Source organism: Methanotorris formicicus Mc-S-70 (assembly GCF_000243455.1).
GTDB classification, from domain to species: domain Archaea; phylum AGJL01; class Methanococci; order Methanococcales; family Methanococcaceae; genus Methanotorris; species Methanotorris formicicus.
In genome coordinates, this window is sequence record NZ_AGJL01000032.1 from 1 (window position 1) to 21,402 (window position 21,402).

Sequence of the window (21,402 nt, forward strand, 5' to 3'; positions counted from 1 at the left end):
CAATAGAAGAAAGAGCATATAAACAATTGCATTCGCTTTTTTGAGAATATTCTCACCATAAACAATTTTTATTCGAAAAATAGTAAAATGTTGTGGTAGAAATATCTTATCATAAATGCTATATCATTATATTCGAATATGCTTGCGAAAGTCCTACCAATTATATTCCTCACCTATGGTGGAAAGTTAATAGTTATTCTTGGATATTTTAATTTTTTAAAAGAAAGTATCTTGCAAATCTTTATGATGTTGTATGCCTTTGTTGGAGTTGGATTTGGGACAAGAAGGTCTTTTAGTGAATGCATTGAGAGATTGGATTTAAAAAAACCAAACTTAGTTTATGTTTTAATTGGTGTTTTAATAATTTATTTTGTCGATTATTTTATTTGGAAGATCCCTTATTTCCTTTCTTATTTTTTACTCCAAACATCTCCTGAGTTGGGACGTGCTGCATTGAACTATACAATAACTGAAAATTCAAATGTTGTGCATGTCATTGAGAATATAAGGGTTAATATTCCATCTTTTTTTGGTGTAGTTATGCTGTGCGTTATAGTTGGTGTTGGGGAGGAGTTGATGTTTAGAGGGGCGCTACAACCAAGATTCGGCAACTTATGGACAAGTTTGTTATTTGCCTCTTTACATTACCAATATCTTTCATTTATAACACTTGTGGATGTATTTCTAATAAGTTACATATTGGGGATAATAAAGAACAAATCAAATACTTCAACAACGATTCTAATACATGCGATTTATGATTTAATATGCTTAATCTAACATCAAACTATAAATAATACAAAAAAATAAAAAATACATGAGTTTAGAGAATTGGTTGTTTTTGTGGAATTTATTATAGATAAGATTTAGTTTTTGTAATGTTTTACTAATGCAAACAAACAGATATGGTGTTAGTTATGGGAATGGGGTGTTTTCTTTTACTGATTGTGGTAATGGCAATCTCAAATGCCTATGCAACAGAAGTATATTCTGATTACGACTCTGCGTTTGATACTTCTACGAGTATAGTGTTGGAATACAATATAACTCCAAGTATAAGCTCTGATGATTTGGTCGAATGGGTTCATAATCAGGGTAGTGATCGTTCCTGGGTATATCATACCTATCAAGATGCCATTGGAGGAAGTTTTAGATATGAAGTAGGTTATTGGATATGGAAGGACAATACTTCAAAGTTTGTGATTAGTCTTTATGGAAATACCTCAGAGGGTGAGGTAAGTAGGGTTAATGTGGTATTTGATTTATTTAAAATGCAGTCGGGTAAAACCTACAATATAAAAATAAGTATCAATGGCTCTAAATTGGAGTTCTTTATTAATGGTGAAAAATACGCTGGGCCAGGGCATTTGCAAGTGTGGTATGCAAATGGTTCTTTTAATGGTTGGGTGCCTTTTAATAATGGAGACATATCATTAGGAAACTTTTCCCTAAGGCAGGGGATTCATGGTATAAAATGGGGTGTTACTGGATGGGATTCAGAGCATTTAGGCAGTCATCCATTTGAGGACTTTATTATTGCTAATGCAATGAAGTATTCAGTCAAACCCACACCTATAAAATCACCAATACCCTATGAAGTGGTTGTTTTGTCTTTTATAGCAATGACAATAGTAGTATTAATGGGGGATGATATATGGATAAGAAAATGTTAATAGGAATCGGACTTTTGGCAGTAATCTCGGTTGCTATTTTTTATTTTTTCAATGATTCCCAAAGCAATAAATCAAGTTATCCAAAGACTGATTATGATGATAGAACTTGGTTGGAGATTACTGTTCAAGGGGATAGTGAAGGCGTAAAGTTGAGTGATAAAAAACTTCATATTTTAGTTGGTATTACCTCCTATGATCCTTCAAAAATAGGGGTTGCCCTTATGCAGAAATTGAGATTAAAGGGTGTGGAATTGATTATAGGGGATATGCAGATAAAAATGGAAATATGATTGTTCCTGTGTAGTATTTAAATACTGGAAACTTAATTATCAAATGCAAGTATAAAAATTATGAAAATTCAATAACTGTTAAAGTTGAATAGAAAAGTTTTTTGTGAATTTCGAGTTTTCGAGCGTTATATGATCATTCGAAAGTTGTGCGAGCAATAGTACATTTTATTTTTTCTGGTTTTTAAGTTTTTCCCTTCCTGCCTTTTTGATTGCATCATACATCTCTTCAACAGCATTGGGATTCTTCTCCAATAAGTTTCCTGTAACAATTGCATCTGCTCCACTCAAAACCTTCTCGTAGGCAATTTCTGGCTTCCTAATCCCCCCACCAACGATGATATTTATTCCGCTCAATCTTTTTGAGATTGCAATCATCTCATTACTTACTGGATATTCTGCCCCACTTCCAGATTCTAAATATGCCCACCTCATACCGAAGTATTTAGCAGAGAGACAATACATTGCCGCTATCTCTGGCTTTCTTTGTGGAATTTCATTTATCCCCCCAACAAAACCAACTGCTGTTCTTTTTGCTGGCTCAACGCAGAGGTATGCCATTGGTATTGGTTCTAAACCAAATTTTTTTATTGTTAAACTCCCCAATGTTGGGGCATTTACAATCCAGTATGGATTTGTTGAGTTCATTAATGACATAAAAAATACTGCATCTGCGTATGGTGTGAGTCCATCAACATTTCCAGGGAATAAAATGGTTGGGAGTTTTGTTATTTCCTTTATTTTTTTGGTAGTTTCATCTAAATTAACAACTCCAATACTTCCACCGATCATTATTGCATCCGCATAATCCTTAACTTTCTCCGCAATTTCTTCGACATTTTTCTCATCTGGATCAATTAAAACCAAATAAACTGCTCCTTCTTCTTCAATGATTTTGTTTAATTTTTTTTCAACCTTCCCAACATTTATTTTCATAATCCCACTTCCATGTTCATAGTTGTAAGAAAATATTGCGATTATTATTTATATATGCAATTGTAAGTGAAAAGATGAGCGAATATTTTAATTACTCAACAGGCACAGTTATGGTCTTCTCATAATTTTTGTACCTTGCAGTGATTGTTAAAATCCCCCTTTCATTGAAATGAACAGGAATTGTTAAAAATCCCCCATCGTCAGTATGTCCTTTATAATCAATTCCACACCCTTTAATCTCAATTTCTGCATAAGGGCAACCCCTATTTTTGAAGGATCATAGGAGGTAATACCAACATGGATGTATAATTTTTTATCGGTTTTTTGATAGTGTATCCATCATCCCCATGGACAGTTATCTTTAACCAGGTTTTGTCGCTGTAATCAATTTTTGGATTCCTTACATCTTAGGTTTATATATAGATCATTTGCTTTTATTAACATTTGTATTAAATAATATTTTATTGAACATTACTCATTCACAGACGTTGTTTACGTCACACAATATTTTTAAATTTGTACCTAAATATACCAAATTGTTTAAAAACTTTTGGTGGGAGATTATGATTACCTTGGATTTGGAATTAAAAGATATTCCTGGAGAGTTGATAAAGGCACTAATGCCTATCTCAAAATTGGGTGCAAATATTATAAGCGTTATCCATTTAAGAGAGCAGAAAAGTAACGGTAGAGTGCCAGTTAAAGTTGTTGTTGATAATGTAGATAATGAAAAATTGAAGAAAATTGTAGATGAACTTGAGAAACATGATGTAATTGTTGCTAAGATAGGTAACGATGAGAGGAAAATTAACTTGGATGTTGTTGTTATTGGGCATGTTGTAGATACGGATGTTAGGAATACAATTGATAGGATTAATGAAATTGGTTTAGTTGTTGATTTGGACTTAGTTATGCCAGACCCATTTAAGGAATCATCTGCAAGGATGAGGATTGTTATTGATAAAGAAAAATTGGAAGAACTGTATAACCTACTCGACAAAATTTCAAAAGAAAAAGATCTTTTATTTATTAAATCTTGTTAGAGGGAGAAAATGAAGATTATATTGGTTGGATTTGGTGTTATAGGGAGAGGTGTTGCTAAGGTTGTTGATGAGAAGAGAAAATCATTAAAGGAAAAGTATGGATTTGAACCAAAGGTTGTTGCTATCAGCGATAGCAGTGGAGCGGCGATAGATGAGAATGGTCTTGATTTAAAAAAGGCAATTGAAGTTAAAGAAAATACTGGGAAGATTGTTAATTACAATGGAAAAGAGTTATCTTCCGTTGAAGTTATTGAGAGCATTGATGCAGATGTTGTTGTTGAGGCAACTCCAACAAACATAAAGACAGGAGAACCTGCAAAAACACATATATTGAAGGCATTTGAAAATGGAAAGCATGTTGTTACTGCAAATAAGGGGCCATTAGCACTTTATTTTAAAGAATTAGTTGAATCATCTGAAAAAAATGGCGTTATGTTTAGATATGAGGCATCTGTTGGAGGAGCAATGCCAATAATAAACCTTGCAAAGGAAACACTTGCAGGGAATGAGATAAAATCCATCAAAGGGATTTTAAATGGAACTACCAACTATATATTGACAAAAATGGAAAAGGAAAAACTTGATTTCAATACTGTTTTAAAGGAGGCCCAAGAATTGGGGATTGCTGAAACAGACCCGTCCCAAGATATTTATGGTTATGACACAGCGGCAAAGATTGTTATTCTTGCAAATTCAATTATGGGGATGAACAAGACGATAGATGATGTTAAAATAGAAGGAATAACAAGAATAACTCCTGAGGCAATAGAATTGGCAAACAAAAGTGGATATACAATAAAATTAATTGGGGAAGTTAAGAAGAATAAATTGGTTGTAGAGCCGAGGTTGGTTCAATTAGATAGTCCATTAAACGTTAAAGGAACTTTAAACGTTGCAATGTTTAACACTGATTTGGCAAAAGAAGTAGTTATTGTTGGAAGAGGGGCAGGAGCAACAGAAACTGCCTCAGCAATTTTGAGTGATTTGATAAACATCCATTTTAAGGCAAAAGAAAAATAATTTTCTATATCTTTTTTACTTTGTCTTATAAAATACATATTTGGATTTTCGAATATTCGAGTGTTGTATAAATATAAATTACATTAATATATTTAGAAATATAAATCTATATGCAATAAAAAATAAAAATAGAGGAGTTATGACATTAAGCATCATTCTTTTCTTTCCATTCATTTAATATCTTATTCCAATTCTTTCTCAAGAATTCTCCAACTTGTGATGAATCCCTTGTTCCAACAACACAAGTCCATCCTGTTTTATCCTCAATATCTCCTCTTGTTGATGCAGCCAATGCAGGAAGGATTATGATTCTATGATTTACTTTCTCTTCTATTTTTGTCTCTTCAATTAATTTTTTAGCATTTTCTCCACAATACTGCCCACCTGCAACTGAAACATCAACTGCTTTACCCCCTGTATCTAAAACAAGCAACCAGCATGTTACATTATCTTTCTCAAAGTCACCAACAACTGTGTAGTAGGTTAATGAGAAGTTTGTTGTCATTATTACTGGACTGTTTTCATCTGGATTGCCTATTGGATACAATCCTGGCTCAACTGCTTGTGGTTTTCTTGGGTCAGTGTAGATTGCTTGCCTAAGTGTTAACACTGGCATCAATTCCCAAGTTTCTATTCCATGCATAATTAATGCATCGGCATATCTATTCATAAGGACATTTGCAATGGTTGCCTCATACATGCCTGCTGCTTTCTCCTGGTCTTGAATGAAGTTTTCTATTGGATTTTCTCCTTTCATAATATAGTGGTAGGCGTTTATAGGCAATCCCAATATTGGGAATCCTAAATACTTATCCTCTCTCTCAATGGCACTTCTCCTAATCATGACAAAGTTATCTATTGTATCTGCAATGTTCTCTGGGTATGTGTGGGGGTCGAAAACCAAATCCCCAATACCATTTGCAAGGCATTTTGCAGCCATTTGTTTTAATGTTTTTACGTCATTTGAAGACAATACTAAAGCAAAATCCTTACCGTTTTTCTTTGCCTCTTTCAATATCTGAATCATTTCATCAAGATTTTCAGTTGTTGCAGCATAAATTAATGGTTTTGATTTTACAACATTAAATGCCTCTTTTATGTTGTCTGGGTTTAATGAGCAGATTGCAATTGGCATTTCGGTGTTTTCTTGCACGATTTTTATTGCATTTTTTAACTTTTCTGCGTCATTTGATGCATTCCTTATAGCAATAAAGTCAAGTTTTAATTTTTCTCCAGTTCTTTCAAATGTAAATTCCTCTATGTATTTTGCCCTATTTTTTATCTCCTCATCAGATAACGTATCGGCAATATCAATACCTATTGGTGTTGGATTGAAATATGCCAACTCAAATCTATACATTACTTCGTCTCCACCCATTACACATTTTTTCTTATCATTTCCAAACCAAACTTCTTTAACTGGTGGAGATATCATCTCTATAAGTTTTTTCCTATTTTTTTCAAATTTTGGAGTGTTTAATATAGGGCATTTATCAATATCTATCTCTTTATTTTGAAGTTTTGTGGCAAATGCCATACATGATGGTTCCCCACATTTTTTACAGTTTGTTTTTGGGAGTAGTTTGTAGATGTCCATTGCACTTACTTTCGCCATTTATTTCACCTCAATGTTATCCTACAGGGCATCACCGAGCGAAGCGAGGTGGTGCATCATTTTGATGAAACTTTTTTAAAGTTCTTATCCCCTATGGGTAGGTAATCCATTCATAGTTATTTGTGTTTATCTTAACTTCTCCTGGCTTTGTTACGAGTGATTTTCCAATTTCCTTCAAGACCTTTATTGATAATGGGTGAAGCATCATGAATATATCTACTCCACTCATTAGCATTGTTAATCCTGTTGTTATTTCCCAAAGTGGCAACCTATAATCCCTATCTCCCCATTCTGGGTTTTTCATCCATGCTTCTCTTGCCCCAATAGCGTTTGTTGTTCCAGATGACATTGGCATATTTACCAATTCATCCCCTTTCAATCCTGCCAACCTCAATCTTGTCATCGCGTTTATTGAAAACTCAATCCCATAACCCAATGCACAAGTTGTTGGATCCATAACAATCCTATCTGCATCTAAACCTACAGAGATTAACCTTCTGTTTAAGTCCTTTGCCATGTTTGGATCCATAATTGTCCATGACAAAACATTGTGGTCATATTTCATAGCCGCTTCTGCAATCTTTTTGTAGTCAAGTTCAAGGTTTGCAGATGCCAATAAACATTTTTCCCCTTCTGCAACTTCAGCACATGCCTCTAAAACCAATGGGTCTTTATTTGGGTCCCCACTACCGCCAATAACAAATGGAACATCTACTGCCTGCAATAAATCTTCCATTAACTTTGCTGCTTCTCTTGGGGAAGTGTCTTTAATTTTTGGGTCTGTTGAGATATGGTGGATTGTTATCATATCTGCACCAAATTCCTTAACACATTTCCTTGCCCATTCGCAAGGGTCTTCCATAACATCTGCAAAGTACTTCTTAACTGGTGCAGGCAGTCCATGCATAGGGATATCGAATATGTCAAATGTAACAACTGGTGGGTTTGGTTGTGGCTCTTCAAATCTATATAATGCTTTTTGTCCACCAATCTTGACGACTTTTCCTCTCCCACCTTCTGATTTTGGTTTTCCAAATTGAACCTCCCTAATGTATCCCTTATATGTTTCAATTGGTCTTTCCCAATCAACTTCTGGAACTTCAATGATCCCCTCTTCAGCAAGTTTTTCCTTTATTGTTGGTGTTTGTGGAATAACTACTGGAGGGGCCGAAGGTATGTTTATTATTAATTCATCTGCAGTGATTTCTATGTTTTCTATCTCTATGCGTCCTACCTTTTCCACTAACTTTATGATTGCATTCAAATCCATATCATCACCAATTTATCATTATAAATCATTACAAATTATCTATTATTATCTATATAAAGGTTTTGAATTTCGCTTGAAATCCAATTTTTCTTTTGGATATTATTAAAAATTCCTTTAATTTGATTTAATTTTTTTTAATTTTTTGTTTTCACTACACGGCATTATCCTTCCGTATACCGAAAAATTTTTATAAGTCAACATTTGATATGGTTATTAGAAATACTAAATTAATAAAGATTAACTCTACAGATTTACTGATAACGTAGGTATGGACAATAGATTCAAATATTTGGGTGGTTATATGGATTTGGATATGGAGATAATAAGGGCTTCAGTACATGGAGATGTTGAAAAGGTAAAATCCCTGATAAAAAAGGGTGCGAATGTAAATGCCAAAAATAAATTTGGGGGTTCAGCCCTCATGGCGGCAGTTATGAATAACCATATTGATGTTGTTAAAGTATTGATTGAAAATGGTGCCGATCTCAATGTAAAAAATAGGTTGGGAAGAACACCATTAATGGTTGCAATAGAAATGAAGCATATAGAAATAGCCAAATTACTTATAGAAAATGGTGCTGATGTAAATATGGCAGATATATCTGGAATAACACCAATTATGGTAGCGGAAGATTATCTCTTGCCTGAAATAGTTAGGTTACTCATAAAACATGGGGCAAGCACAGAAGGAACACGACATATCTATGAATAAAAAATAGTCATCATAAATGACAATATTCTTCATAAAATTAAAAAGCATAAATATTCCTATTTCGAAATTTTATACTTAAACCGACAAAAAATTCGCAAATGACTATAGATCCCTCTGCCAATGCCTCCATACGAATAAGAATAAGAAAATGAAATTTTAATTTTATGTTTAAATACGAAAAAACAAATCAAATCAACTCTTCTTGGTGAGCACCTTCGGGCATGTTGGAGGCATTGGCATCATTGGGAACTTCTATTTTAATCCCCTAAAATTTCATCATCTACCTCTGTAATGGTGGTGTGATTTATATTTAATATCTTACTTTCAAATTCATACTTTCTCTTTTCGAGTTTATCCAAAAAGTCCGATAAACCAAAGTCCTTTGCATCGCTATAGTTTAAATCAAATCTCTCATTTGGATTTATCTTTGAAAGACCTATTTTTAAATATTTTAATTCAGATATGTAATCATCAATCCCCGTCTCCTTATTTGTTTTTTGGATGATTATTTTTAATTTGACCATGTCTAACATTAATTTATCAAGTTTATCTTTTATTTTGTTTACTTCCTCCAATTTTTTATTTTTTGCCTTCTCTTTTAAATTTTCTGATAGGTTTATTAATTCTTCAACATCCCCTTTTTCAGATAAAATTAAGTTTATTGCCCTTAAACCATCTTCATAATCACTCAAATTCCTTGATACTTCATTCACATAATCATCCAACAACCTTAAAAACTTCATCTCCTTTCTTTTTAATGTAGATAATGCTTCTCCCAAGGTTATCTTTGCCATAGTTCCACCAAATTAATCTACAAAAAGTAAAAAATAAAATTAATTTATTTCTCTATGATTGTCTCTCTAATTGCCATTCCAAAGTGTCTTGCATTTTCATCTGGTTTTATTAAAACTTTATCCCCCTCTTTTAATTCTACAACTGATATTGGTGTTCCGTCCTCTTTAACCAACCTAATGGTCTCTGCATTTTGGAGGATTGTTCTTATTATGTCTCCTTTATATTCTGCCTCAATGAGCATTAATGGTCTCTTCTCAATTTTCACGCGTCCAATGATTACTTCCCTTGCCCTTCCATCCTTATTTACAACCAATACTTTATCTCCTGCTTTTAACTCACTTAAGTATTTTGTCTTATTTCCTGGGCATAAAATGTATGCGTGAACTGGTCCCGCATTCACTCTAAAAGGTCTCGTTGCAACATAAGGATTCTCTACTGTCTCAGAGTGCACCAAAAACATTCCTCTTGAATATGAGCCAATTAACATACCCTCTCCAATTTCCATTAATGAGCAAGTATCTATACAAACCCTATCTCCACTACCAATAGGCTCAACCTTTTTGATTGTTGAAACATCCAACTCAATTCTCTGGGCATTAATACTTTCAAGAAGTTCCATCAATTCTTTTATATCATTAAAATCATTTGGGAACAATAAAACTCCGTCAACACCTTTTTCCAAAATTTCGTAGGCAGTTTTTGCCTCTTTTATTGAATTTACTGCTGCTATTATTTTTATATCCTCATTAAACAAATCTGCAATGAGGTTTTCTAATGGAATGATTGTCCAATCTCTTCCTTCCAATATAATATTATCAACAAAATCCAACCTACTAACTTCCGATGCAAATATTTCATCATCTTTACTTTCAATTGGGATGTAAATGGCAGTTTCTTTTCCTAATTCCTTTGCCTTCCTTAATATCTCTAAATCATCATCCTTTCCTATAACAACAATATCTGCATTTAAATCATTTGATGCCACTTTTATATTTCCCAATTCTCTTATTTTTTCTATGTCTTCACTCTTTGCCATTACAACAGGAACACTTGATTCTAAGGCACATTTAACAATCTCTTTTCTATCTTCCCAATCATCTCCAATAACATTAACCCATGCAAACTTCATTAACTCACCCTCATGACAATTATTACTCTTAAAAACTATAGTTGTTTGCGAATTTTTTGTAATTATTTATATGCTCTATATTTCAAATGGATATTGGTCATCCTTAAATTTTGAAATAATGTTCAGTAATTCCATAAAATTATTAATGGTTATTTCTAACATCTAACGCAAACAACTATAGTTTTTAAGAGTATTTAAAATTTTTAATTTATTGATTTAAATTAATGGTTATTGTAGATTGCAATGCCTATCTTTCATTTCATTTTCTGAAATGCCTAATCTCTTCATCAATAATGCCACAACAACATCTAAAAAAATAAATGCCATGAACTCAAATGCTGTGCCTAATGGAAGGTATTCATTTTTTGATATGCATATAGGAATCCAGATGTTGGAGATTTTTGCAAGTGTATTTGGGATATTGCAAGTTATCGCAACCACATTATCTGCTTTTTTTGCTATTTCTTTTGTTAAGGTCGTTTCCCCACTACCTGAAATCACTATTAATAAATCTCCCTCTTTAAATGATGGGCATATTGTTTCCCCAACCACATAAGCGTTAAATCCTAAATGCATTAAACGCATTGCAAATGCCTTCCCCACCAATCCACTCCTGCCGACTCCAAAAACAAATATGTTTTTTGCGTTTATAATGGCATCTAAAAAAGAATTTAGTTTATTTTTTAGATTTTCATCATATTCAAATTCCATCAGTAGTTCTATATTTTTTGCTATGTGTGGGAGAATTTCACCAATCAATATAAACACCCAAATCTTTAATATTTAATAATGACAAATTTCGACAAAAAATATAAATTTAAATAAATGGATTATATTTAATAAAAAAAATAAAATGGTGGGGGTGCTGGGATTTGAACCCAGGTCCAGGGATTACTCCTGCCATCGGGTTTTAGTCCAGTGCCCCATGGACATCTGGAGTCCCCGATGATAGTCCTGGCTACACCACACCCCCACAATAATAACCACATTAAATACATACCACTTTAATATTTAAACTTTACGGATTATTGTTTATTTAAATCCTTAATTATTCAATAAAAGTTGATATTGGTAAGATTTAAAATTGGGTTATTATAAATAAATTTTAATAAAATTCGCAAACAACTATAGTAGTTTGTGAAATTTATATTATGCTATGTTACAAAAACAGATAGTCATGGAGGTGCAAATATCATTAAAAAATTACTTGAATATTTAAAGCAAACTCATCCAGATGATTTGAAGGTTTTAAGGACGATAGAATTGCTTATGAGGTATCATGAATGGGTTCCAGTTGATGAAATTGTTAGGAAGGTTAAGATGGATGAGAAGGATGTTTTGTATAGATTGAAGAGGTTGAATAAATTTGAGTTTGTGAATCGCTCAAGATATGGATATAGGTTATCTTTTGGAGGATATGATGCCCTTGCTATGAATGCATTTATTAAAAAAGGACTTATAAAGGCAATTGGTGGCAAGTTAGGTGTTGGTAAGGAGGGGGATGTTTATAATATCCTTCTTGAAGATGGAAGAGAGGCAGTTTTAAAATTCCACAAACATGGAAGGACATGCTTTACAAGAGGGAAGAGATATAGGGATTATATAGTAGATAAGAGACATATAAGTTGGCTTTACACTTCAAGGTTGACTGCGGAGAGGGAATTTGAAATATTAAATGAACTATTTCCTATTGTAAAAGTTCCTGAGCCAATAGAGCAAAATAGACATGCAATAATTATGGGTAAGATATGCGGGGATGAATTAAAAAGAGTGGATTTGGAAGAATTGGGGGTAGATGCAAATAAATTGTTTTGGGATATTATTGAGGAAATAAAAAAATCTTATGAATTGGGCTACATTCATGGGGATTTGAGTGAATTCAACATTTTGATTGATGAAAATGGGAATTTTGTCATAATAGATTGGCCTCAGGCAGTAAATACTTGCCATCCTGATGCAGAGTTTTATTTGAAGAGGGATATAGGTAATGTGGTGAGATACTTTAAAAAGTATAAGATAAAAGAGGATGTAGATAAGTTGTATGAATATGTGACAAATAAAAATAAAAATGAAGAGGATAAAAATGAATGGGGATGAAGGTAGATAATATAATTGATCCCTAAAACTTTTTTAACCAACTTTTTTTAATTTCATTTAATCAAGTTTTCTGGTGATAGGATGAAGGTTGAGTTTATGCAGGGAAATATGGCATGTGTTGAAGGAGCGATAAAGGCAGGATGTAGGTTTTTTGCAGGTTATCCAATAACACCTTCAACAGAGATAGCAGAAGGGATGGCAAAGAAATTACCAAAGGTTGGAGGGTATTATGTCCAAATGGAGGATGAGATTGCAAGTATCTCTGCAGTGATAGGTGCAAGTTGGGGAGGATTAAAATCAATGACTGCAACAAGTGGGCCAGGATTTAGTTTAATGCAGGAAAATATTGGCTATGCGTTTATGACAGAAACACCATGCGTAATAGTTAATATTCAAAGAGGAGGTCCTTCAACAGGACAACCAACAATGGCATCTCAAGGAGACATGATGCAGACAAGATGGGGAAGTCATGGGGATTATGAGCCAATAGTTATTTCTCCAAGTTCAGTTCAGGAGATGTATGATTTCACAATAATGGCATTTAATTATGCAGAGAAGTATAGAATTCCAGTGTTTTTAATGGCAGATGAGATTGTAGGGCATATGAGGGAGAAGGTTGTTTTACATGATAATTTTGAGATAATTGATAGGAAAAAGCCAGAGGAAAAACCATGCAAAAATCCATATCCGTTTGATGTTGATGTTCCTCCAATGCCAGTGTTTGGAGAGGGCTACAATATCCACGTTACTGGCTTAACACATAACGAAAAAGGTTATCCTGATGTTTCACCCGAAACACATGATAAATTGGTTAGAAGGATAACCAATAAAATAAGAAAAAATAAAGATGACATTGTGAAGTATGAAGGGAAGTATTTGAATGCTGATGTGATGTTTGTTTGTTATGGGACTCCTTCGAGGGCAGTTAAACATACGGTTGAGGAATTAAGGAAGAAAGGTATTGATGCTGGATATATAAGGTTAATAACAGTATTCCCATTCCCAGATGAGTTGATAAAAGGTTTAGATGCATCAAAGGTTATAGTGCCTGAAATGAACTTGGGGCAAATCTACTATGAGGTTGAGAGATGTGCGAAGGGAGATGTTGTCTTAGTGGATAAGATAGGTGGAGAATTGCATAGACCTGAAGATTTGGAAAAAGCAGTCTTCGAATAATTTTTTATATATTTTGCCGAATGGTGGTTTAAATGAAAAAGATTTTATGTTTTTTTGTTTTGTTAGTTGTTGTTTCTTTTTGTGGATGTTTTGAGGAAAATAAATTAAAAACTGTTAATACTGAAAATAATTCAAATAATTTGAATGAAACTGGCGAAGATGTATTTATTTTAAATGAAACAAATGAGAACAACAGTAAAATAGAAAATATCACAATAAACAAAACTTGTAATTTTTCAAAGATTAATGCTACTAAGTGCCTTTCTATTGATGACATGTTTTTGAAATTAGATTATGTAAATCAGATAAATGCTTCGAATAGTAATGGAGTGCGGATAATCAAAATTTATAAAACAAATAATATAACGGTTGTTTTTGATGTGAGTGAGTATGAGGTTAATTTCTATGGTGCAATGAGATACAACAAGGTTAGGAAATATGTCCTTAGAGATAAATTTGGAAATTATAGGTGTTATGAGTTTATCCCATACTACAAAAATGGGTCTGAAAGTTATTGCTATGTGAGAAAGATAGGAAAATATTGGGTAATAATGGGTTTTAACAAAAAAGATAAAAAAGTTTATGAACTTTGGGAAAAATGGAACGGATATATTTATAAAAAATTATAAAAAATTTAGTTAAATGCATTTTTTATTGAATTGACAATTGCGTTTATAATCTCTTCATCAGATAATCTTTCAGCATCCTTTGATGTTAAATCAACCCTTAAACTTTTACTTGCCCTTGGCATTCCTGCAACAGTAATTGTTATTATTCCGTAATCTACCAACAAATTAAATCCAATATCTATTAGTTTGTTTGTATTGTTTTCAGTGTTGGTAACTTTTTTTATAACAAATCCTGTTGGGGTTTTTTCATAGGAGATGTTTATTTTTTCATCTTTTTCTCTTAATTCATAGTTTAAATCATCTAATGCACTTAAATCAAAGTTCTTTGCTCTTTCATAGGCTTTTTTCAATTTATCTAAATTAAATGACTCCAATCCCCTAACCATTCCAGCCATTATTGGAGGTTGTGCTTCCAATCCAAAACTTAATCCAACTGTATATATTCTATCGACCAATTCTTTTAAACCACCAAGTAATCCCCCTCTTGGACCGTCCATTAATTTATCCGTACTTGTTACAACCAAATCTGCCCCTAATTCCAATCCTGATGGTTGATTAAAGAGGGGTCTTAACCTTGCTCCTGAAGCATCATCTACAAATACAATTGATTTTTTCTTTTTTGCGTAGTTTATGATTTCTTTCATTATCTCTAAATTAATAACCTTATGGTCCATTGTTGCTCCAGTTATTATTGTCAGGGTATTTTCATCGATTTTTTTTAATATCTCTTCAACATTATCATCTTCAAAATACTCTGCTCCTATTATTTTACAACTTTTTGGTATTGATGGATGTGAGGGAAGTTCTGGAACATAGTGAACAACTTTTTTTGGTCTTATTGCAAGAATTGTTGCCAATATTGCTGAGGAAGTTCTGTTAAATCCAACAGCCTTATGGTTTTCATTTCCCCTTAAATGCATTAATCCAAGTTTATTTAATTCTTCTGAGTATATTGCAGGCCCAACATAGGTTTCAAGTAGGGCTTTATCCTCTTCTGTTATTTTAAATCCGCCTGCTAATCCAGTTAGATCATATATCCCTTTTCTACCTTTCTTTTTAATTAGATCCCTAATTATCTTTCTACACTTTTCTAATCTTAGCAATTCGTTCTCATCGTCCATAATGGTTTCACCTAAGAATATAAATGAAGATTTAAGATTTTAAGATTATGTTCCACAGGCATCTATATCATTTGAAATTTCTATTTTTCCTTCTTTCATTAATTTTTTTATTAATTCATCCTTGTCTAGTACTTCTCTTTTCTCTTTTTCTTCTTCCTCCAATATTTCCAATAAGTAGGGTTTGTACATCAAATCATTATCTAAAACTACCCATACACTGTTTTCGTCAGTTTTTATATCTACAACATGTCCCTTTGTACCGGTGTTGACGTATCTTACATAAGAGCTTATGGTAATTTCATTTCCATTTACGTCTTGAATCATAAAACTCCCTCATTTTATTACTGGTTGTTGTATTATTTGTGCATTTACAGATATATATATTATTGTTTTATTCCTAAAAACAATACATTCACCAAACTGCCAGTATAGTATGCAGTTGAAGGTGACAACCTGACCGAAGGGTCAGGTTGGATGCAAGCCCGCGACCAAGGTGAAACCCAGTAGCGGCCACAAGAGGAATATATCCTCTCTTGCGATCGTCTCCCATTTAATTCCGGTTGATCCCGCCGGAGGCCACTGCTATTGGGGTCCGACTAAGCCATGCGAGTCTATGGGCTTTTGCCCATGGCGGACGGCTCAGTAACACGTGGCTAACCTACCCTCGGGTGGGGGATAACCTCGGGAAACTGAGGATAATCCCCCATAGGGGAAGAGGTCTGGAATGATTCTTCCCCGAAAGCATATGCGCCCGAGGATGGGGCTGCGGCCGATTAGGTAGTTGGTGGGGTAACGGCCCACCAAGCCTACGATCGGTACGGGCCCTGAGAGGGGGAGCCCGGAGATGGGGACTGAGACACGGCCCCAGGCCCTACGGGGCGCAGCAGGCGCGAAACCTCCGCAATGCGCGAAAGCGCGACGGGGGGACCCCAAGTGCCCATGCACTGCATGGGCTTTTCCGGAGTGTAAACAGCTCCGGGAATAAGGGCTGGGCAAGTCCGGTGCCAGCAGCCGCGGTAATACCGGCAGCCCAAGTGGTGGCCACTTTTATTGGGCCTAAAGCGTCCGTAGCCGGCCCAGTAAGTCCCTGCTTAAATCCTACGGCTTAACCGTAGGACTGGCAGGGATACTGCTGGGCTTGGGACCGGGAGAGGGCAGGGGTACTCCGGGGGTAGCGGTGAAATGTGTTGATCCCCGGAGGACCACCTATGGCGAAGGCACCTGCCTGGAACGGGTCCGACGGTGAGGGACGAAAGCCAGGGGAGCGAACCGGATTAGATACCCGGGTAGTCCTGGCCGTAAACGCTGCGGACTAGGTGTCGGGTAGGCCTTGTGCCTACCCGGTGCCGAAGGGAAGCCGTTAAGTCCGCCGCCTGGGGAGTACGGTCGCAAGACTGAAACTTAAAGGAATTGGCGGGGGAGCACTACAACGGGTGGAGCCTGCGGTTTAATTGGATTCAACGCCGGGCATCTTACCAGGGGCGACGGCAGGATGAAGGCCAGGTTGACGACCTTGCCAGACGCGCCGAGAGGTGGTGCATGGCCGTCGTCAGCTCGTACCGTGAGGCGTCCTGTTAAGTCAGGTAACGAGCGAGACCCGCGCCCCATGTTGCCATCCTTCCCTCTGGGGGAGAGGCACTCATGGGGGACCGCTGGCGCTAAGCCAGAGGAAGGAGCGGGCAACGACAGGTCCGCATGCCCCGAATCCCCTGGGCTACACGCGGGCTACAATGGCTGGGACAATGGGATGCAACCCCGAAAGGGGGAGCAAATCCCCTAAACCCAGCCGTAGTTCGGATCGTGGGCTGTAACTCGCCCACGTGAAGCTGGAATCCGTAGTAATCGCGCCTCATCATGGCGCGGTGAATGCGTCCCTGCTCCTTGCACACACCGCCCGTCACGCCACCCGAGTTGGGTTTAGGTGAGGCCCTGGCCTCTGGCTGGGGTCGAACCTAGGCTCAGCGAGGGGGGCGAAGTCGTAACAAGGTAGCCGTAGGGGAACCTGCGGCTGGATCACCTCCTGAGAAAAAAAGTGGCCGTTACTGGGCACCAAATGGTCGCGGGCTTTTTACGTGCAGTCCATAATCTATTGGTTATGGACGAAGGGCCTGATTGATGAGGGCCACGCATAAGCCCCCGTGCCTGGTGATATCCAGGTACTCCGCTGGGTATCCGGTATCCCGCCTGGTGGATGGCTCGGCTTGGGACGCCGAGGAAGGGCGTGGTAAGCTGCGATAAGCCCGGGCGAGGTGCAGACAGCCGTCGAACCCGGGATTCCCGAATGGGACTTCCTGCCCATTTGGGCGACCCCAGCAGGGGTCGGGAACGCGGGGAATTGAAACATCTTAGTACCCGCAGGAAAAGAAACCAACAGGGATGCCGTGAGTAGGGGCGACCGAAAGCGGCACAGGGCAAACCGAACCCCATGCCGTAAGGTATGGGGGATGTGGAGTTGCAAGGCTTCCCGCTAAGACCTGGATTGGGAAGCCGAAGTGGTCTGGAACGGCCCGCCATAGAGGGTGAAAGCCCCGTAGGCGTAACCAATCCAGGTCTTGGGAAGTTCTTGAGTACCGTGCGTTGGATATCGCGCGGGAATCTGGGAGGCATCGGTCTTCCAACCCTAAATACGTCCCAAGACCGATAGCGCACTAGTACCGTGAGGGAAAGCTGAAAAGCACCCTTAGTAGGGGGTGAAAAGAGCCTGAAACCAGGTGGGGGTAGTAAGGCACGGCTCCAAAGGCAACCGCCTCGAAGGAACCCTCCGCGAGGAGGTAGTACGAGAGGTGGAGCCAGGGTCGTGCCGTCCGTTTTGAAAAACGGGCCGGGGAGTGTACGGGTGTGGCGAGCCTAAGGGGTTCAACCCCGGAGGCGTAGGGAAACCGACAAGTCCACAGCCTTTGGCGAGGGACGGGGTCTTTAAGGGCCCGGAGTCACACCCGTACGACCCGAAGCCGGGCGATCTAGGCCGGGGCAGGGTGAAGTCCCTCACCAGAGGGATGGAGGCCCGCAGGGGTGTTGCCGTGCAAAGCACTCCTCTGACCTCGGTCTAGGGGTGAAAGGCCAATCGAGCCCGGCGTTAGCTGGTTCCCCCCGAAATAACCCGCAGGTTAGCCGGAGGTTAGGTAGATGGCAGGGTAGAGCACTGATAGGGTGGTTAGGGGGCGAGAGCCCTCGCCATCCTGTCAAACTCCGAACCTGCCATCGCCGTAGCCTCCGAGTGAGGGCATACGGGTAAGCCGTATGTCCGAAACGGGAACAACCGAGACCCGGGTTAAGGCCCCTAAGTGCCGGTTAAGTGTGAATCCGAAGGGAGTCCTTGGCCTAAGACAGCAGGGAGGTTGGCTTAGAAGCAGCCATCCTTTAAAGAGTGCGTAACAGCTCACCTGCCGAGGTCAGGGGCCCCGAAAATGGACGGGGCTAAACCGGCCGCCGAGACCCGGGGGCGCCGAAAGGCGATCCGGTAGGGGGGCGTCCTGCGAGGGTAGAAGCTCGGCCGTGAGGTCGAGTGGACCTCGTGGGAACGAGGATCCCGGCAGTAGTAACAGCAAAGTGGGGTGAGAATCCCCACCGCCGAAGGGGCAAGGTTTCCACAGCAACGGTCGTCAGCTGTGGGTTAGCCGGTCCTAACCCCCGGGGTAATTCCCTTGGGGGGAAAGGGAAGCGGGTTAATATTCCCGCGCCACCCGGATACGTGCGGCAACGCAAGGCCAACTCCTGACGCTTCGGGGTAGGCCAACCACCCCCGTCGAGGTGGTCAAGCGTATAAGTCCGGGGAGTGCCGTAATGGCGAGAACCGGATGAAAGCGTGATGAGCCTTCCGTTAGGAGGGTTTGGCCGAGCCCTGGAGCCCGTGAAAAGGGAGTTGGCAAGGATTCCGGGTGACCGTACCCAGAACCGACACTGGTGCCCCTAGGCGAGTATCCTAAGGCGTATCGGGGTAATCCGGTCGAGGGAAGTCGGCAAATTGGCCCCGTAACTTCGGGAGAAGGGGTGCCAGCGGCCTTGCTTAAATGCGGGGCTGCTGGTCGCAGTGACCAGGGGGGCCCGACTGTTTAATAAAAACACAGGTCTTGGCTAGCCCGTAAGGGTGTGTACCAAGGCCGACGCCTGCCCAGTGCTGGTACGTGAAACCCGGGTCCAACCGGGCGAAGCGCCAGTAAACGGCGGGGGTAACTATAACCCTCTTAAGGTAGCGAAATTCCTTGTCGGGTAAGTTCCGACCTGCATGAATGGCGTAACGAGGCCCCCACTGTCCCCGACCGGAGCCCGGTGAACCTACCATTCCGGTGCAAAGGCCGGAGACCCCCAGTGGGAAGCGAAGACCCCGTGGAGCTTTACTGCAGCCTGCCGTTGGGGCATGGTCGTGGGTGCACAGTGTAGGTGGGAGCCGTCGAAGCCGCCTCTCCGGGGGCGGTGGAGGCGCCCATGGGACACCACCCACCCATGGCCATGTCCCTAACCCCGAATAGGGGGACACCGGTAGGTGGGCAGTTTGGCTGGGGCGGCACCCTCCTAAAAAGGCATCAGGAGGGCCCAAAGGTCGGCTCAGGCGGGTCAGGACTCCGCCGTGGAGTGCAAGGGCAAAAGCCGGCCTGACTTGGTCGGTAACAGAGGCCGACCAAGAGGCGAAAGCCGGGCCTAGCGAACCCCTGTGCCTCACCGATGGGGGCCAGGGATGACAGAAAAGCTACCCCGGGGATAACAGAGTTGTCGCGGGCAAGAGCCCATATCGACCCCGCGGCTTGCTACATCGATGTCGGTTCTTCCCATCCTGGGTCTGCAGCAGGACCCAAGGGTGGGGCTGTTCGCCCATTAAAGGGGATCGTGAGCTGGGTTTAGACCGTCGTGAGACAGGTTGGTTGCTATCTGCTGGGGGTGTTGGCTGCCTGAGGGGAAGGTGGCTCTAGTACGAGAGGAACGAGCCGCCGGCGCCTCTGGTCTATCGGTTGTCCGACAGGGCACTGCCGAGCAGCTACGCGCCAAGGGATAAGGGCTGAAAGCATCTAAGCCCGAAACCCTCCCCGAAAATAGGCAGCCAGTCCCTTCGGGGACGAGGGCTCTCCTAGAAGAGGAGGTTGATAGGCCGGGGGTGTAAGCACCAAGGCTTCGGCCGAGGTGTTGAGCCCGCCGGTACTAATCGCCCGAGGGATACGCGGCGGAGTACCTGGACACCTAAAGGCATGGGGGCTATGCGTGGCCCAAAACAGAGGACTTGTACTAAAAAATATTTCAGTATCTCCGAATATGCATTAGATATACACAAATAGAAACAACCTAACCTTTAAAGTCCTGATTTCGTTTTTATTTTTAGGTCTTTAAACATTCTAAATCTTGTTTCTATATTCCAACGCTTTTTATAGATTTTTAGATAGTCCTTTGCATGTTCAAAATCAAGATTCGTTAAGAAAGTGTAATAAACGGTATTATCTTCAACGATTATTAATTTTGATATAAATATTTACTTATGAAATAATCGAACTTCCATTTATCGCCTTTTTATACTCTTTTTCGAGTGTAGTATTTTACTCTACCGTTCTTTGGGATAAAACTTATGTAATTACAGTTGTATCTCAAAAATCTTTATGATGTTAAAGTCCTTAAACTCTCTATCGATTAAAGCTATAAGTTTCTTTGGGTTTATTTTTAATTCGTTAATAACGAGGTTGTCGAATAATTGAATTGTAGATTTATTCGGTATTATATGTTTCAATATTAATACTTTAATTAGTGTTAATATATTATGCACTATTTGTTAAACAGATTTTTAATGGTTTTTCTAACTTTTACTGACTTTGTAATTCCATTTAAACTCTTTTGTTTTGACTATTGGGGTGATATTGTGTTGTAGTAAGTATTCAAACAATTCACTAGTTTGTAGATAAATTTTAATATTAAGAAC

Annotated in this window: 17 protein-coding genes, 1 tRNA gene and 2 rRNA genes; 11 read left to right on the forward strand and 9 right to left on the reverse strand. The window is 39.0% G+C overall.

What is annotated here, in order from left to right:
• Positions 1 to 138: 138 nt before the first annotated feature.
• From METFODRAFT_RS06265 to METFODRAFT_RS06275, 3 genes are all read left to right on the forward strand, one after another.
• Positions 139 to 780, forward strand: coding sequence for a CPBP family intramembrane glutamic endopeptidase (locus METFODRAFT_RS06265; RefSeq protein WP_007044719.1), 642 nt, complete (start codon positions 139 to 141; stop codon positions 778 to 780).
• A 137-nt stretch (positions 781 to 917) separates the two neighbouring features.
• Positions 918 to 1,673: a hypothetical protein gene (locus tag METFODRAFT_RS06270; RefSeq protein ID WP_048115687.1), complete on the forward strand. Its 756-nt coding sequence runs from the start codon at positions 918 to 920 to the stop codon at positions 1,671 to 1,673.
• The gene (locus METFODRAFT_RS06275; RefSeq protein ID WP_007044721.1) at positions 1,655 to 1,963 is read left to right on the forward strand and encodes a hypothetical protein; all 309 of its coding nucleotides are present in this window, start codon (positions 1,655 to 1,657) and stop codon (positions 1,961 to 1,963) included. The genes METFODRAFT_RS06270 and METFODRAFT_RS06275 overlap by 19 nt, the downstream gene beginning before the upstream one ends.
• Before the next feature lie 165 nt (positions 1,964 to 2,128).
• Here METFODRAFT_RS06275 and METFODRAFT_RS06280 read toward each other — a convergent pair whose 3' ends face one another.
• The gene (locus METFODRAFT_RS06280; protein WP_007044722.1) at positions 2,129 to 2,896 is read right to left on the reverse strand and encodes a geranylgeranylglyceryl/heptaprenylglyceryl phosphate synthase; all 768 of its coding nucleotides are present in this window, start codon (positions 2,894 to 2,896) and stop codon (positions 2,129 to 2,131) included.
• A gap of 563 nt (positions 2,897 to 3,459) precedes the next feature.
• On the opposite strand from METFODRAFT_RS06280, the gene METFODRAFT_RS06285 reads away from it, so the two are divergent.
• Positions 3,460 to 3,939 carry a hypothetical protein gene (locus METFODRAFT_RS06285; protein ID WP_007044723.1) on the forward strand — a complete coding sequence of 160 codons (480 nt, stop codon included), beginning with the start codon at positions 3,460 to 3,462 and terminating at the stop codon, positions 3,937 to 3,939.
• A gap of 9 nt (positions 3,940 to 3,948) precedes the next feature.
• Positions 3,949 to 4,959 carry a homoserine dehydrogenase gene (locus METFODRAFT_RS06290; RefSeq protein WP_007044724.1) on the forward strand — a complete coding sequence of 337 codons (1,011 nt, stop codon included), beginning with the start codon at positions 3,949 to 3,951 and terminating at the stop codon, positions 4,957 to 4,959.
• Positions 4,960 to 5,104: 145 nt separating this feature from the next.
• Here METFODRAFT_RS06290 and acsC read toward each other — a convergent pair whose 3' ends face one another.
• On the reverse strand, positions 5,105 to 6,574 hold the full coding sequence (gene acsC / locus METFODRAFT_RS06295; protein WP_007044725.1) for an acetyl-CoA decarbonylase/synthase complex subunit gamma: 1,470 nt from the start codon (positions 6,572 to 6,574) through the stop codon (positions 5,105 to 5,107).
• Between the two features lie 91 nt (positions 6,575 to 6,665).
• Positions 6,666 to 7,844 carry a CO dehydrogenase/acetyl-CoA synthase subunit delta gene (gene cdhD / locus METFODRAFT_RS06300; protein ID WP_007044726.1) on the reverse strand — a complete coding sequence of 393 codons (1,179 nt, stop codon included), beginning with the start codon at positions 7,842 to 7,844 and terminating at the stop codon, positions 6,666 to 6,668.
• Between the two features lie 301 nt (positions 7,845 to 8,145).
• Here cdhD and METFODRAFT_RS06305 point away from each other — a divergent pair, with 301 nt between their 5' ends.
• The gene (locus METFODRAFT_RS06305) at positions 8,146 to 8,556 is read left to right on the forward strand and encodes an ankyrin repeat domain-containing protein (RefSeq protein ID WP_007044727.1); all 411 of its coding nucleotides are present in this window, start codon (positions 8,146 to 8,148) and stop codon (positions 8,554 to 8,556) included.
• Between the two features lie 257 nt (positions 8,557 to 8,813).
• On the opposite strand, the gene METFODRAFT_RS06310 is transcribed toward METFODRAFT_RS06305, so the two are convergent.
• From METFODRAFT_RS06310 to METFODRAFT_RS06325, 4 genes are all read right to left on the reverse strand, one after another.
• On the reverse strand, positions 8,814 to 9,350 hold the full coding sequence (locus tag METFODRAFT_RS06310; protein ID WP_007044728.1) for a hypothetical protein: 537 nt from the start codon (positions 9,348 to 9,350) through the stop codon (positions 8,814 to 8,816).
• A 44-nt stretch (positions 9,351 to 9,394) separates the two neighbouring features.
• A complete protein-coding gene (locus tag METFODRAFT_RS06315) occupies positions 9,395 to 10,480 on the reverse strand; it encodes a 3-dehydroquinate synthase II (RefSeq protein WP_007044729.1) in 1,086 nt (361 codons plus the stop codon).
• 228 nt (positions 10,481 to 10,708) lie between these two features.
• Positions 10,709 to 11,248 carry an SIS domain-containing protein gene (locus METFODRAFT_RS06320; protein ID WP_007044730.1) on the reverse strand — a complete coding sequence of 180 codons (540 nt, stop codon included), beginning with the start codon at positions 11,246 to 11,248 and terminating at the stop codon, positions 10,709 to 10,711.
• An 86-nt stretch (positions 11,249 to 11,334) separates the two neighbouring features.
• Positions 11,335 to 11,453: transfer RNA gene (locus tag METFODRAFT_RS06325), tRNA-Trp, on the reverse strand.
• 218 nt (positions 11,454 to 11,671) lie between these two features.
• Between METFODRAFT_RS06325 and METFODRAFT_RS06330 the strand changes: the two genes are divergently transcribed.
• The 3 genes from METFODRAFT_RS06330 to METFODRAFT_RS06340 all read left to right on the forward strand — a co-directional run bounded on the left by METFODRAFT_RS06330 (position 11,672) and on the right by METFODRAFT_RS06340 (position 14,382).
• On the forward strand, positions 11,672 to 12,577 hold the full coding sequence (locus tag METFODRAFT_RS06330; protein WP_141564082.1) for a serine/threonine-protein kinase RIO2: 906 nt from the start codon (positions 11,672 to 11,674) through the stop codon (positions 12,575 to 12,577).
• Between the two features lie 81 nt (positions 12,578 to 12,658).
• On the forward strand, positions 12,659 to 13,753 hold the full coding sequence (locus METFODRAFT_RS06335; protein WP_173361563.1) for a 2-oxoacid:acceptor oxidoreductase subunit alpha: 1,095 nt from the start codon (positions 12,659 to 12,661) through the stop codon (positions 13,751 to 13,753).
• A 32-nt stretch (positions 13,754 to 13,785) separates the two neighbouring features.
• The gene (locus METFODRAFT_RS06340; RefSeq protein ID WP_007044733.1) at positions 13,786 to 14,382 is read left to right on the forward strand and encodes a hypothetical protein; all 597 of its coding nucleotides are present in this window, start codon (positions 13,786 to 13,788) and stop codon (positions 14,380 to 14,382) included.
• Positions 14,383 to 14,387: 5 nt separating this feature from the next.
• On the opposite strand, the gene METFODRAFT_RS06345 is transcribed toward METFODRAFT_RS06340, so the two are convergent.
• Positions 14,388 to 15,503: a TIGR03576 family pyridoxal phosphate-dependent enzyme gene (locus tag METFODRAFT_RS06345; RefSeq protein ID WP_007044734.1), complete on the reverse strand. Its 1,116-nt coding sequence runs from the start codon at positions 15,501 to 15,503 to the stop codon at positions 14,388 to 14,390.
• 45 nt (positions 15,504 to 15,548) lie between these two features.
• On the reverse strand, positions 15,549 to 15,827 hold the full coding sequence (locus METFODRAFT_RS06350) for a DUF2098 domain-containing protein (RefSeq protein ID WP_007044735.1): 279 nt from the start codon (positions 15,825 to 15,827) through the stop codon (positions 15,549 to 15,551).
• 229 nt (positions 15,828 to 16,056) lie between these two features.
• On the opposite strand from METFODRAFT_RS06350, the gene METFODRAFT_RS06355 reads away from it, so the two are divergent.
• Both METFODRAFT_RS06355 and METFODRAFT_RS06360 read left to right on the forward strand, forming a co-directional pair.
• Positions 16,057 to 17,525 (forward strand): 16S ribosomal RNA (locus METFODRAFT_RS06355).
• Positions 17,526 to 17,666: 141 nt separating this feature from the next.
• Positions 17,667 to 20,660, forward strand: a 23S ribosomal RNA gene (locus tag METFODRAFT_RS06360).
• Together the 16S and 23S rRNA genes form the textbook arrangement of a ribosomal RNA operon.
• Positions 20,661 to 21,402: the final 742 nt, after the last annotated feature.

Bases quoted from the DNA above. Each gene is read 5' to 3' on its own strand.
- METFODRAFT_RS06265 (WP_007044719.1), top strand. From the start codon at position 139: ATGCTTGCGAAAGTCCTACCAATTATATTCCTCACCTATGGTGGAAAG.
- METFODRAFT_RS06270 (WP_048115687.1), top strand. From the start codon at position 918: ATGGGAATGGGGTGTTTTCTTTTACTGATTGTGGTAATGGCAATCTCA.
- METFODRAFT_RS06275 (WP_007044721.1), top strand. From the start codon at position 1,655: ATGGATAAGAAAATGTTAATAGGAATCGGACTTTTGGCAGTAATCTCG.
- METFODRAFT_RS06280 (WP_007044722.1), bottom strand. From the start codon at position 2,896: ATGAAAATAAATGTTGGGAAGGTTGAAAAAAAATTAAACAAAATCATT.
- METFODRAFT_RS06285 (WP_007044723.1), top strand. From the start codon at position 3,460: ATGATTACCTTGGATTTGGAATTAAAAGATATTCCTGGAGAGTTGATA.
- METFODRAFT_RS06290 (WP_007044724.1), top strand. From the start codon at position 3,949: ATGAAGATTATATTGGTTGGATTTGGTGTTATAGGGAGAGGTGTTGCT.
- acsC (WP_007044725.1), bottom strand. From the start codon at position 6,574: ATGGCGAAAGTAAGTGCAATGGACATCTACAAACTACTCCCAAAAACA.
- cdhD (WP_007044726.1), bottom strand. From the start codon at position 7,844: ATGGATTTGAATGCAATCATAAAGTTAGTGGAAAAGGTAGGACGCATA.
- METFODRAFT_RS06305 (WP_007044727.1), top strand. From the start codon at position 8,146: ATGGATTTGGATATGGAGATAATAAGGGCTTCAGTACATGGAGATGTT.
- METFODRAFT_RS06310 (WP_007044728.1), bottom strand. From the start codon at position 9,350: ATGGCAAAGATAACCTTGGGAGAAGCATTATCTACATTAAAAAGAAAG.
- METFODRAFT_RS06315 (WP_007044729.1), bottom strand. From the start codon at position 10,480: ATGAAGTTTGCATGGGTTAATGTTATTGGAGATGATTGGGAAGATAGA.
- METFODRAFT_RS06335 (WP_173361563.1), top strand. From the start codon at position 12,659: ATGAAGGTTGAGTTTATGCAGGGAAATATGGCATGTGTTGAAGGAGCG.
- METFODRAFT_RS06340 (WP_007044733.1), top strand. From the start codon at position 13,786: ATGAAAAAGATTTTATGTTTTTTTGTTTTGTTAGTTGTTGTTTCTTTT.
- METFODRAFT_RS06345 (WP_007044734.1), bottom strand. From the start codon at position 15,503: ATGGACGATGAGAACGAATTGCTAAGATTAGAAAAGTGTAGAAAGATA.
- METFODRAFT_RS06350 (WP_007044735.1), bottom strand. From the start codon at position 15,827: ATGATTCAAGACGTAAATGGAAATGAAATTACCATAAGCTCTTATGTA.